The sequence below is a fragment of the Rhizobium sp. 01N48 genome (assembly GCF_056399145.1).
This window is the reverse complement of the sequence record NZ_JBFTQT010000001.1, coordinates 328,021-340,973: the sequence shown is the minus strand read 5'-3', so window position 1 is coordinate 340,973 and position 12,953 is coordinate 328,021. Positions and strand designations below refer to the sequence as shown.

Genomic DNA, 12,953 nt, shown 5'->3' with positions numbered 1-12,953 from the left:
CTGGGGTCTTATCTTTCGTCGTCAGGCGTCCAGGCTCTGCTGGAGCAGCCTTGTCAGATAGCTGGCCATGACCCCTTGGCCAGCCGGGTCTGCGATGAGGTCGTTGCGGACCTCGATCATTACATTGCGCAATCCGTTCGACAGCCCGTGCAGGATCAGCGTATGCGTCACGCCGTCCAGGGGGCCGTAAGGCTCGTTGCGCTCAACTCTATAGTGCGTCGCCTGACTGGCGGCGGCAAGCATCGCATCCGCCAGACGGGTATCGTCATCGTGCAGCACGCCAACCTCGACCGCACGCGTCTTTCCGTGAAAGACAGGCGTAAAGCTGTGGACGGTGACGATGACCGTCTCCTGCCCCCGCGCCTTGCGATCACGAATGAGCGCACGGATGGTGCCATGAAACGGGATGTAGAGGGCCTCGGTGCGCGCCGTCTTTTCCGCAGCACTCAGGCCCGCATTTCCCGGGATGTCGTAGACCTCGCTTTTCTCAGGCATGGCGCCAGCCGATTCCGGCGGCCTGTTGCAATCGTAGATCAGGCGTGAAAAACGCTGGTGAACCAACGTGGCATCGAGCGCCTCGGACATGCCCCTGGCGACAGCAAGAGCGCCGGGATCCCAGGCAATGTGACTGTTGAGCGCCTCTTCGGAAAGGCCAAGCGTCCCGAAGCTGGCAGGCAGAACCCGCGATGCATGTTCGCAGACGATAAGCACCGGGCTGGTGCCGTCTGGCCTTTCGACCCCGACGCACTCCCCTTCCCCTTTGCCGAGCACTTCTAACTGAGCAAGCACCACAGTCGCTCCACCACAACTGTTAATAAAATACTTATAAGAAAAGAATTCTTCAGCTTTCCACAAGTGTCAAGCGCACACTGAAAAAATCTTTTCATGACAGTGGTTGACATGGATTGTGACAGCGTTGTTAACTTTGAGTGGGAAAGTGGCACAAGACCAATCCCGGGGAGCAAGATCGCGTGACCGTTGCGTCGAAGACAGTTTCAGACGTAATCCACTCGCATTTTGGCGTGCTCACGCGCGCCGAAAAGCAGCTGGCTGAAAGTCTGTTGGACAACTACCCTGTGTCAGGACTGGGGAGCATCACGACGATTGCCGAAAACGCCGGCGTATCGACCCCGACTGTTGTCCGCATGGTCCAGAAGCTCGGCTACAAGGGCTACCCCGATTTCCAGGCGCATCTGCATCAGGAGGTCGAGGCGACGATCTCCAATCCGATCGCCAAGCATGACCGCTGGGCCTCGAACGCGCCGGGAACCCATATTCTCAACCGCTTTGCCGATGCCATAATCGACAATCTGCGCCAGACGCTGACCGGTCTCGATACCGCGACCTTCGATAGCGTCGCGACCCTTCTGTCGGACCGCAAGCGCAACCTTTATTTCGTCGGCGGTCGTATCACCGGCGCGCTCGCCGAATATTTCTTCACGCATATGCAGGTGATCCGCCCGAATACGGCACTTTTGTCGGCCAATTCGAGCAGCTGGCCGCAATATGTCCTGAACATGAACCCCGGCGACCTGCTGATCATCTTCGATATCAGGCGCTACGAGCAGGAGCTCGTCAGCCTCGCCACCGCCGCCAAAAACAGCGGCGCCGAGATCATCATCTTCACCGACCAGTGGGCCTCGCCCGCGACCAAGCTGGCGCGCCACACGTTTCGCGTCCAGATCGAGGCGCCCTCGGCATGGGACAGCTCTGTCGTCACCCTTTTCATCGTCGAGGCGCTTATAGAGGCGGTTCAGAACTCGACATGGGACGAAACGAAGGAGCGCATGAAAACACTGGAAGGCCTTTTCGAACAGACGCGGCTCTTCCGCAAACTTGGTTAGGAGGGACATTTACGACAGCGAAGATGTAACGGGCAGAAAACAAGGACGTGTCGCAATCGAAACATCCTCGCCAAACGCCCGCGATACAAAGAAAAAATAGCGTCATCCAACTGTCACACAAGCTTCACGTAACGTCAGTAACAGCATCGTCGGACACTGAAACCCGAAGGAGAACAACAGTGATCTCTAATCTTTCTCGACTGCTCTCGCTCTCTACAGCAATTGTTGTGGCTTCAACCGCAATTGCTGCCGCAGAGCCAAGCGCTGAACTCATCGCTGCCGCCAAGAAGGAAGGCACGCTGACCACGATCGCTCTCCCGCACGACTGGTGCGGCTACGGCGACCTCATTGCCGGCTTCAAGGCGAAGTATGGTCTGGAAGTGAACGAACTGAACCCGGACGCTGGTTCGGGCGACGAAATCGAAGCCATCAAAGCCAACAAGGGCAACACCGGCCCGCAGGCTCCTGACGTCATCGACGTCGGCCTCTCCTTCGGCCCGACCGCAAAGGCTGACGGCCTGATCCAAGCTTACAAGGTTTCGACCTGGGATTCGATCCCTGACAGCGCCAAGGATGCAGACGGCTTCTGGTACGGCGATTACTACGGCGTTCTCTCCTTCGTCGTGAACACCGACATCGTCAAGGAAGTGCCGAAGGACTGGGCCGACCTGAAGAAGTCGGACTACGCCAACTCGATCGCTCTCGCCGGTGACCCGCGCGCTTCCAACCAGGCTGTTCAGGCTGTTTACGCTGCCGGCATCGCCGCTGGTGAAAAGGACGCGACCAAGGCTGGTGAAGCCGGTCTCGCCTTCTTCGGCGAACTCAACAAGGCAGGCAACCTCGTTCCTGTCATCGGCAAGTCCGCTTCGCTGGCACAGGGCTCGACCCCGATCGTCATCGCATGGGACTACAACGGCCTGTCCTGGCGCGATACGCTCAAGGGCAACCCGCCGGTTGAAGTCGTCGTTCCGGCTTCGGGCGTCAACGCCGGCGTTTACGTCCAGGCGATCTCCGCATTCGCTCCGCACCCGAACGCTGCCAAGCTCTGGATGGAATACCTCTATTCGGACGAAGGTCAGCTTGGCTGGCTGAAGGGCTATTGCCACCCGATCCGCTTCAACGATCTGGCCAAGAACAAGAAGATCCCGCAGGAACTTCTCGACAAGCTGCCGCCGGCTGCTGCCTATGAAAAGGCTGTCTTCCCGACGCTCGAAGAGCAGGAAGCCGGCAAGACCGCTATCACCAGCAAGTGGGATAGCGTCGTCGGCGCCAACGTCCAGTAATACAGCATGAAACCGGCCTCCCCGTCTTATCGCGGGGAGGCTTTTGCCCCTCCGACGCCGCAAGAAGAGCTTTTTCAATGAGCACTGTTTCGACGACGCCCGTGGTGAGCACGGCCCCGCTGATCACCAAGGACCGCGTGATCGACTGGCTGGGTATTACTCCCTTCATTATTTTCGCCCTGCTTTTTCTCATTATTCCCACGCTCTACCTTGTGATCGGCGCCTTTTTGACGCCCGAGGGTAATTTCACGCTGAAGAACATCGGGGATCTCTTCACCCCTTCGATCCTCAGCGCCTATTGGATCAGTATCCGCGTCTCGGTCGCCTCGGCACTCGGCGGCGCGCTGATCGGCGTCTTTCTCGCGTGGGCCGTCGTGCTCGGCGGCCTGCCGACATCCGTGCGCTCGACGCTTCTGACCTTCTCCGGCGTCGCCYCGAATTTCGCTGGCATCCCGCTCGCCTTCTCGTTCCTGGCAACCCTTGGCCGCACCGGCCTCGTGACGGTTTTCCTGAGGGACTGGTTCGGCTTCAACCTCTACGGCACCGGCTTCAACCTGCTCTCCTTCTTCGGCCTCACCATCACCTACATGTACTTCCAGATCCCGCTGATGGTGCTGATCCTGACGCCGGCGCTGGATGGCATGAAGAAGGAATGGCGCGAAGCGGCTGAAATCCTCGGCGCCAGTAACCTGCAATATTGGACCAAGGTCGCCCTGCCGATCCTCTGGCCGAGCCTTCTCGGCACCACGCTGCTGCTCTTCGCAAACGCCTTCGGCGCCATCGCGACGGCCTACGCGCTGACGGGTTCCTCGCTCAACATCGTCCCGATTCTGCTCTACGCGCAGATCCGCGGCGACGTCCTTCACAATGCGAACCTCGGCTATGCGATCGCCCTCGGCATGATCGTCATCACCGGCGTGTCCAACATCCTCTATCTCATGCTGCGCATGCGCGCTGAACGGTGGCAGAAATGAAGGCTCAAAAACTCGGCGCCTGGATCGCCATCGCCATCGGCGCGACCTATTTCATCGTGCCTCTGCTCGGAACCATCGAGTTCTCGCTGCGCATGCGCCGCGACGCCTACAGTTTCGACGCTTACCTCTCGGTCTTCTCCGACGAGCGCTTCCGCGCCACCTTCGGCTATTCGATGATGATGGCGCTTTTGACCATCGTCTTCGGCATGCTGCTGATCGTGCCGACGGCTTACTGGGTGCGCCTGCGCATGCCGCAGATGCGTCAGGTCGTGGAGTTCATCACCCTGCTGCCGCTGGTCATCCCGGCCATCGTCATCGTCTTCGGTTATCTGAGGATGTACAATTCCTCGTCCATCCTGCCGATGACTGCATCCACGACGGGCACCAACATCCTGCTCGTCTTCTCCTACATCACGTTGTCGCTGCCCTACATGTACCGCTCCGTCGACACAGCCATGCGCGCCATCGACGTCAGAACGCTGACGGAGGCCGCCCAGAGCCTCGGCGCCAGCTGGTGGACGATCATGTTCAAGTGCATCTTCCCGAACGTGATGAGCGGCATCCTCTCCGGCGCCTTCATCACGCTGGCGATCGTCATGGGCGAATTCACCTTCGCGGCACTTCTGAGCCGTCCGGCCTTCGGCCCCTACCTGCAGCTGGTCGGCGCCAACAGGGCCTACGAGCCCTCGGCGCTCGCCGTGATTGCATTCTCCATCACCTGGCTCAGCATGGGCCTGCTCAATCTCGTCTCGCGCATCGGCAGATCCCGCCCGGCCAAGGCTTAAGGTATTTCGACATGTCATTTCTCTCGCTGACCAACATTCAGAAATCCTTCGGCCAGGTTCAGGTCGTCAAGAACTTCAACATGAACATCGAGAAGGGAGAATTCGTCTCCTTTCTCGGCCCGTCGGGCTGCGGCAAGACCACGGTCCTGCGCATGATCGCCGGTTTTGAGAACCCGACCGGCGGCAATCTCAGCATCGCCGGCAAGGACATCGCGCCGCTGAAGCCGAACCAGCGCAACATCGGCATGGTGTTCCAGGCCTACGCCCTCTTCCCGAACATGACGGTGCATGACAACGTCGCTTTCGGCCTGAAGATCGCCGGCAAGCCGAAGGCCGAGATCGACGCCCGCGTCAAGGAGATGCTGGCGCTGATCCACCTCGGCCACCTCGCCGACCGCTACCCCTACCAGATGTCGGGCGGCCAGCAGCAGCGCGTGGCGCTCGCCCGCGCCCTTGCCGCCAAGCCGCAGGTGTTGCTGCTCGACGAGCCGCTGTCGGCGCTGGACGCCAAGATCCGCGTCTCGCTGCGCGAGGAAATCCGCCAAATCCAGCAGTCGCTGGGAATCACCACCATCTTCGTCACCCACGACCAGGAAGAGGCGCTGTCGATCTCCGACCGCATCGTCGTCATGAACGGCGGCCGCGCCGACCAGATCGGCACCCCCTTCGAGATCTACAACACGCCGGCCACGCGCTTCGTCGCATCGTTCGTCGGCACGTTGAACATCATCGAGGCCAAGGTCGTAGACCCCTCGGTCAACCGCATCCAGATCGGCGACCAGGGCGTGACGCTCCGCGAAAACATCTCCACCTACAAGGCCGGCGACACCGTCTCGCTGGCGCTGCGCCCGGAAGCGGGATCGCTTGCCGAAAGCACACCGAGCGACACCAAACTCACGGGCGAAGTCGTCTCCGCCCACTTCCTCGGCTCCGTCATCCGCACCCGCATGAACGTCGGCGGCAACGTCATCTCCTTCGACATGTTCAACAGCCCCGGCGTCAAGCCGCCGGCCACCGGCGAAACGGTGACCCTGCGCTTCATGGCGGCGGATCTGTTGGTTATCCGGGATTGAGATCGGCGGCGCTGCCCGCATTCAGCACCGTTTCGCCGTTTTCACCCTCATTCCTGTGCTCGTCACAGGAATCCAGTCAGCCCAAGTCCTTGGGCTGAAAAGACTCTTCCGCGTCGCAGACGCGACGCTGCTGGATCCCTGTGACGAGCACAGGGATGAGGGTGTTTGGGTTTGCGCGAGTGCCCGATCTTGCCCGCTGAATTGTTCGCTTTGCCACACGCAACCGACTGGTCAGCGATCGTGTCCCCAAAACACCAGAAAACGCTTGAAATCCCCACCCCATTGCGCGACGACGGCACAACCGAAGTCATATCGCAAGAAGCCCGCATCATGTCCCCCACCACGACGCCCGCAGCCGCCCCTCGCCGCCTCACCGCCCAGGATTTCAAGACGCTCGGCCTCTCCGCCCTCGGCGGCGCGCTGGAGTTCTATGATTTCATCATCTTCGTCTTCTTCGCCAGCGTGATCGGCCACCTGTTCTTCCCGCCCGACATGCCCGACTGGCTGGTGACGATCCAGACCTTCGGCATCTTCGCCGCCGGCTATCTGGTGCGCCCGATCGGCGGCATCGTGCTTGCCCATTTCGGCGACATGTTCGGCCGCAAGCGCGTCTTTGCCTTCTCGATCATGCTGATGGCGCTGTCGACGCTCGGCATGGCCGCCATGCCGACCTATGCCACGATCGGCATCGCGGCCCCCATCCTCCTGATCCTGATGCGCGTCCTGCAGGGTGCTGCCATCGGTGGCGAGGTGCCCGGCGCCTGGACCTTCGTCGCCGAACACGTTCCCTTCCGCCGCGTCGGCTTTGCCTGCGGCTTCCTCTGCTCGGGACTGACACTCGGCATCCTGCTCGGCTCCTTCATCGCCACCATCATCAACTCGGCCTTCACGCCCGAGGATGTCGCGGCCTACGCCTGGCGCATTCCCTTCTTCCTCGGCGGCATCTTCGGCCTCGTCGCGGTCTATCTTCGCCGCTGGCTGCAGGAGACGCCGATCTTCGCGGAAATGAAGCAGAGCCGCTCGCTGATGCGCGAACTGCCGCTGAAGGCCGTGCTGCGCGACTATCCGCGCGGCGTCATCATCTCGATGCTGCTCACCTGGATCCTCTCGGCCGGCATCGTCGTCACCACGCTGATGACCGCGACCTTCCTGCAGAAGCTCTACGGCTACACCGCGCAGCAATCGCTGGCCGCGACCAGCTTCGGCACGCTGTTCCTGATCTTCGGCACGGCGGCCGCGGGCGCGATCGTCGATCGCGTCGGCTCCGGCCGCTTCTTCATCGTCGCCAGCATCTTCTTCGGCGCGGCGACCTTCGCCTTCTACACTTACGCCGCGACCTCGCTGACCGTGCTTTTCGTGCTCTATGCAATCATGGGCCTCTCCGTCGGCCTCGTCGGAGCGGTGCCCTACGTGATGGTCCGCGCCTTCCCGGCCCGCGTCCGCTTCACCGGCCTCTCCTTCTCCTACAACGTCTCCTACGCCATCTTCGGCGGCCTGACGCCACTGGCGGTCGCCTCCTTGCTGCCGCTGAACCCGATGGCGCATGCCTATTACCTGCTGTTCATCGCAGCGCTTGCCTTCGCGCTCGGTGTCTACCTGCTCGTCAAGGGTGACACGGTGGAGGCCGATGTCGGCATCGAGGAACTCAACCAGCGGCTTGCAGCTGGCGCCTGAGAGCAGCACAATAAGCCATTAACGGGCCCGGCCGGAGTTTTGGTCGGCCCCATCAATAAGAGATATTTCAATGATTACCTGCCATCTGCGTTATGTCATCGATCCCTACAAGCTCGCCGAATTCGAGGAATACGCCAGGCTCTGGATCCCCATCGTCAACCGCATGGGCGGCAACCACCACGGCTATTTCCTGCCCTCGGAAGGTGCCAACAACATCGCGGTCGCCTTGTTCTCCTTCCCGAGCCTCGCCGCATACGAAGACTACCGCACGCGCATGGCCGTTGATCCCGAGTGCCAGGCGGCATTCGATCTGGACAAGCGCAACCGCAGCATCATCAGCTATGAGCGCAGTTTCATGCGCCCGGTTCTCGGCTGACCGAGACGTCACCACATCCGCGAAGGCCCACCCACTCGGCCTTCCACTGGCCCCCATGACGAGGAACTGAAGAACGATGCCGGCACCTCAGATCAAGATCCTCGACGCGCTCTCCGTACCGGGCAACCCGGCCAAGCCGAACGACGACCGCTTCGGATATAACGACGCCTGCGCCTTCGTGATCGACGGCGCAACCGGCCTTGGCGACCGCCAATACATGGACGCATCGGGCAGCGACGCCGCCTGGGTCGCCGCACGCTTCGCGGATGGTTTCAGGCAGCAGATCACGCGTCAGACACCGGTCTCCGATGTCGCGCGCGCCGTATCGCAGGATGCGAGAGCCACGTTCCTCGGCACCAACCCCGACGCCCCACGCTACGCCTGGCCGCTCTCCGCCTTCTCGATGATCCATGCCACCGACGACCGACTGACCTTCTACGGCCTCGGTGATTCCTGCGTCTTCCTCTTGCAGGAAGATGGATCGGTGAGCTTTCACATGGCCCTTCCCGACGCCTATGCCAGGGAACAAGCCCACGCGCAAAGCCATATCGCCCGCACCGGCGGCATCACCAAGGATGGCGGCGCGCTCGGCAATGCGGAAACGCTGGCGGCTCTGCGCCGCCACCGTGAAAGCCAAAACACCGCAGGCGGCATCTGGACCTTGGGCCTCGTGCCTGAATCGGCCGATCATCTCGTGTCGGAAGAATTGAAGATCAAGGGCCGCGCCCACGCCATCATCTGCAGCGACGGCTTCGCCGATCTGGTCGTGCTCTACGAAGCCTACGACGCCGCAAGCCTGGTGCGCGCGGCGCTCGACAAGGGCCTCGCCCCGATGATCGAGGAACTCCGGCGCTTCGAGCGCGAGACCGATCCTGAGGGACTGCGCTATCCCCGCTTCAAGCAGAGCGACGACACGACCGCGATTCTGGTCGAACTCACGGCCTGATACCGGGCGACCAAACAGCGATTTCCGATTCAGAATCAGGCCCTTGGCCAATGATCCTGAATCATTTTCTCCGGCGATTGAATCAGTGTCTGAAGACGCGCCCGATCAGGCCGCGTCTTCCACGTCTGCGCGCGGCTTCGAAGGCACATAGTTGAGCACCGGCCCGAGCCAACGCTCGACCTCGGAGATCTCCATGCCCTTGCGGCCGGCATAATCCTCGACCTGATCGCGCTCCACCTTGGCAACGCCGAAGTAGTAGGCGTCGGGATGGCCGATATAAATGCCGGACACGGACGAACCCGGCCACATGGCGTAACTCTCCGTGAGCTTCACGCCGGCGGCGTTCTCGGCATCGAGAAGCGCAAACAGCGTCTTCTTCTCAGTGTGATCGGGCTGCGCCGGGTAGCCGGGCGCCGGGCGGATGCCGGCATATTCCTCGGTGATCAGCTGCTCCTTGCTGAACGCCTCGCCCTTGGCATAGCCCCAGTATTCGCGGCGAACCTCTTCGTGCATGCGTTCGGCAAAGGCTTCCGCGAAACGGTCGGCCAGTGCCTTGACGAGGATCGACGAGTAATCGTCGTTGGCGCGTTCGAAGCGCTCGGCGATCGCCACTTCCTCGATACCGGCGGTAACGACGAAGCCGCCGACGTAGTCCTGTACGCCGCTGTCGACCGGCGCCACGAAGTCCGACAGCGCCACATTCGGCCGGCCGTCGCGCTTCGAGAGCTGCTGGCGCAGCGTGTAGAAAGTCGCGAGGTCTTCCTTGCGGCTATCGTCCTTGAACAGTCGGATATCGTCGCCGACAGTGCCGGCCGGCCAGAAGCCGATGACGGCGCGCGGACGGAACCACTTCTCGTCGATGATCTTCTTCAGCATCCCCTGCGCATCCGCCCAGAGCGCGCGTGCCGCCTCGCCCTGCTTCTCATCCTCGAGAATGGCAGGATAGCGGCCCTTCAGCTCCCAGGTCTGGAAGAAAGGCGTCCAGTCGATGTATTCGGCAAGCGTCGCCAGATCGTAATCCTCGAACACCTTGGTGCCGAGGAAGCTCGGCTTGGCGGGCGCGTAAGCGGCCCAATCAACCTTCTGGGCGTTCTCGCGGGCACGCGACAGCGGCAGACGCACCTTCTCGGCCTCGCTGCGGGCATGGGCAGCGGCAACCTTCGCGTATTCGGCGCGGATATCGGTGATGTAGCCGTCGCGGTTCTCCGGCGACAGCAGCGACGAGACAACGCCGACTGCGCGGCTGGCGTCGGTGACGTAGACGGTCTGGCCCTTGCTGTAGCCCGGATGGATCTTCACGGCAGTATGCACGCGGCTGGTCGTGGCGCCGCCGATCAGAAGCGGCAGGTCCAGACCCTGGCGCTCCATTTCGGCCGCCACATGAACCATCTCGTCGAGCGACGGCGTGATCAGGCCCGACAGGCCGATGACGTCGACCTTCTCGGCCACCGCCGTCTCCAGGATCTTCGTTGCCGGCACCATCACGCCGAGGTCGATGATCTCGTAATTGTTGCAGGCAAGCACGACGCCGACGATGTTCTTGCCGATATCGTGGACGTCGCCCTTGACGGTCGCCATCAGGATCTTGCCGGCCGACTTGCGGTCGTCGCCACCGTTCAGCCGCTTCTCTTCTTCCATGTAGGGAAGGAGCACGGCCACGGCCTGCTTCATCACGCGCGCCGACTTGACGACCTGCGGCAGGAACATCTTGCCCGAGCCGAACAGATCACCGACGACGTTCATGCCGGCCATCAGCGGGCCTTCGATCACATGAAGCGGACGGGCCGCGGCAAGGCGCGCGTCTTCGGTATCGGCATCGATATATTCGGTGATGCCGTTGACCAAAGCGTGTTCAAGCCGCTTCTCGACCGACCATTCGCGCCAGGAGAGATCCTGCACGCGTCCCTCGCGGGCAGCCCCGCCGCGGAACTTCTCAGCCACTTCAAGCAGCCGCTCGGTCGCATCGTTGCGGCGGTTCAGCACCACGTCCTCGCAGGCCTCGCGCAGCTCCGCGTCGATCTGGTCGTAGACCGCCAGCTGGCCGGCATTGACGATGCCCATGTCCATGCCCGCCTGGATGGCGTGGTAGAGGAACACGGCGTGCATCGCCTCGCGCACCGGCTCGTTGCCGCGGAACGAGAAGGAAAGGTTCGAAACGCCGCCCGAAATATGCACCAGCGGCATAGTCTTGCGGATCGTGCGCGTCGCCTCGATGAAGTCGACGCCGTAATTGTTGTGTTCTTCGATGCCGGTCGCGACAGCGAAGACGTTCGGGTCGAAGATGATATCCTCGGGCGGGAAGCCCGCCTTTTCGGTCAAGAGCTTGTAGGCGCGCGTGCAGATCTCGACCTTGCGGTCATAGGTATCCGCCTGGCCGGTCTCGTCGAAGGCCATGACGACGACAGCTGCGCCATAGGCATGCAGCAACCTCGCCTGAGCCAGGAAGTTCTCTTCGCCCTCTTTCAGCGAGATCGAGTTGACGATCGGCTTGCCCTGAACCCGCTTCAGGCCGGATTCGATGATCGAGAACTTGGAGCTGTCGATCATGACGGGCACGCGAGCGATATCCGGCTCGGCGGCGATCAGGTTCAGGAACTCGACCATCGCCTTTTCCGAATCGATCAGGCCTTCGTCCATGTTGATGTCGATGATCTGCGCGCCGTTCTCGACCTGGTCGCGCGCGACATCGAGCGCTGCCGTGTAATCGGCATTGGTGATCAGCTTGCGGAAGCGAGCCGAACCCGTGACGTTGGTGCGCTCACCGACGTTGACGAAGGGGATGTCCTTGGTGAGCTCGAAGGGCTCGAGGCCAGACAGCGACATGAAAGGGCGGTGCTCGGGGATCGGGCGTGGCTTGTACTTGGCGACAACCTCGGCGATCGCCTTGATATGCTCCGGCGTCGAGCCGCAGCAGCCGCCGACGATGTTGACGAGACCTTCGCGGGCGAACTCGTCGATCTGCGCCGCCATCAGCTCAGGCGTCTCGTCATACTGGCCGAACTCGTTGGGAAGGCCGGCATTCGGATAGGCGCAGATGAAGGTATCGGCAACGCCCGACAGCTCCTGCAGGTGCGGACGCATGGCGTTGGCGCCGAGCGCGCAGTTCAGCCCGATCGTGAACGGGTTCGCATGGCGCACCGAGTTCCAGAACGCCGACGGCGTCTGGCCCGACAGCGTGCGGCCGGACAGGTCGGTGATCGTGCCCGAGATCATCACAGGAAGGCGGATGCCCTTCGCCTCGAAGCGCTCCTCGCAGGCAAAGATCGCAGCCTTGGCGTTCAGCGTATCGAAGATCGTCTCGATCAGGATGATGTCGGCGCCGCCATCGATCAGGCCGTCGATCTGCTCGGCATAGGCGATGCGCAGGTCGTCGAAGGTGACGGCGCGGAAGCCCGGATTGTTGACGTCAGGCGAGATCGAGGCCGTGCGGTTGGTCGGGCCGATGGCGCCGGCCACGAAACGGCGGCGGCCATCCTCGCGCTCGGCGCGGATGCAGGCGCGGCGAACGACTTCGGCACCTTCCTTGTTCAGCGCATAAACCTCGCCTTCCATCGCGTAATCCGCCTGCGCGATGCGGGTGGACGAGAAGGTGTTGGTCTCGAGGATGTCGGCGCCGGCCTTGGCGTATTTGTAATGGATTTCCTCGATCGCATCCGGCTGCGAGAGGATGAGAAGGTCGTTGTTGCCCTTCTGGTGGCAGGCGCAGCCGATGAAGCGATCGCCGCGGAAATGATCCTCGTCGAAACCCAGCCCCTGGATCTGCGTACCCATGGCGCCGTCAAGGACGAGAATGCGTTCGCTGGCGGCTTTCCTGAGCGCTGCAAACACTTCACTGCCGTCGCGCTTTTCCCCTTCGGGGCCAAACAGATTGTTGAACACGGGCGGACTCCTTGACGTCATTATAAAGACAAGCCGCCCAAATCACATAAAGATATCTTTATGTCAATATATCAGCGACAATTTCGCCATTGCCGGCGCACGGCGGATGACAGACTCGA

The 12,953-nt window shown here is 61.8% G+C and carries 10 protein-coding genes; 8 read left to right on the top strand and 2 right to left on the bottom strand.

Going from position 1 to position 12,953, the window contains the following annotated elements; translation table 11 throughout:
• Nucleotides 1-21: 21 nt before the first annotated feature.
• Nucleotides 22-792 (bottom strand): N-formylglutamate amidohydrolase, encoded by a 771-nt coding sequence (locus AC1DOG_RS01680; RefSeq protein ID WP_477926880.1) that lies wholly within the window; start codon nucleotides 790-792, stop codon nucleotides 22-24.
• Between the two features lie 179 nt (nucleotides 793-971).
• Here AC1DOG_RS01680 and AC1DOG_RS01675 point away from each other — a divergent pair, with 179 nt between their 5' ends.
• From AC1DOG_RS01675 to AC1DOG_RS01640, 8 genes are all read left to right on the top strand, one after another.
• Entirely contained in the window at nucleotides 972-1,844 is an 873-nt protein-coding gene (locus tag AC1DOG_RS01675) for a MurR/RpiR family transcriptional regulator (RefSeq protein ID WP_018897523.1), read from the top strand.
• Nucleotides 1,845-2,023: 179 nt separating this feature from the next.
• On the top strand, nucleotides 2,024-3,127 hold the full coding sequence (locus AC1DOG_RS01670; protein ID WP_477926577.1) for an ABC transporter substrate-binding protein: 1,104 nt from the start codon (nucleotides 2,024-2,026) through the stop codon (nucleotides 3,125-3,127).
• Nucleotides 3,128-3,204: 77 nt separating this feature from the next.
• Nucleotides 3,205-4,101 (top strand): ABC transporter permease, encoded by an 897-nt coding sequence (locus AC1DOG_RS01665; protein WP_477926576.1) that lies wholly within the window; start codon nucleotides 3,205-3,207, stop codon nucleotides 4,099-4,101.
• Nucleotides 4,098-4,886, top strand: coding sequence for an ABC transporter permease (locus tag AC1DOG_RS01660; protein WP_113010383.1), 789 nt, complete (start codon nucleotides 4,098-4,100; stop codon nucleotides 4,884-4,886). The genes AC1DOG_RS01665 and AC1DOG_RS01660 overlap by 4 nt, the downstream gene beginning before the upstream one ends.
• An 11-nt stretch (nucleotides 4,887-4,897) precedes the next feature.
• Entirely contained in the window at nucleotides 4,898-5,959 is a 1,062-nt protein-coding gene (locus AC1DOG_RS01655; RefSeq protein WP_018897519.1) for an ABC transporter ATP-binding protein, read from the top strand.
• A 330-nt stretch (nucleotides 5,960-6,289) separates the two neighbouring features.
• Entirely contained in the window at nucleotides 6,290-7,633 is a 1,344-nt protein-coding gene (locus AC1DOG_RS01650; protein ID WP_111562258.1) for an MFS transporter, read from the top strand.
• A gap of 70 nt (nucleotides 7,634-7,703) precedes the next feature.
• Entirely contained in the window at nucleotides 7,704-8,009 is a 306-nt protein-coding gene (locus AC1DOG_RS01645) for an NIPSNAP family protein (protein ID WP_018897517.1), read from the top strand.
• Nucleotides 8,010-8,085: 76 nt separating this feature from the next.
• Nucleotides 8,086-8,955, top strand: coding sequence for a hypothetical protein (locus tag AC1DOG_RS01640; protein ID WP_477926575.1), 870 nt, complete (start codon nucleotides 8,086-8,088; stop codon nucleotides 8,953-8,955).
• 105 nt (nucleotides 8,956-9,060) lie between these two features.
• On the opposite strand, the gene metH is transcribed toward AC1DOG_RS01640, so the two are convergent.
• A complete protein-coding gene (gene metH / locus AC1DOG_RS01635; protein WP_477926574.1) occupies nucleotides 9,061-12,834 on the bottom strand; it encodes a methionine synthase in 3,774 nt (1,257 codons plus the stop codon).
• Nucleotides 12,835-12,953 lie beyond the last annotated feature (119 nt).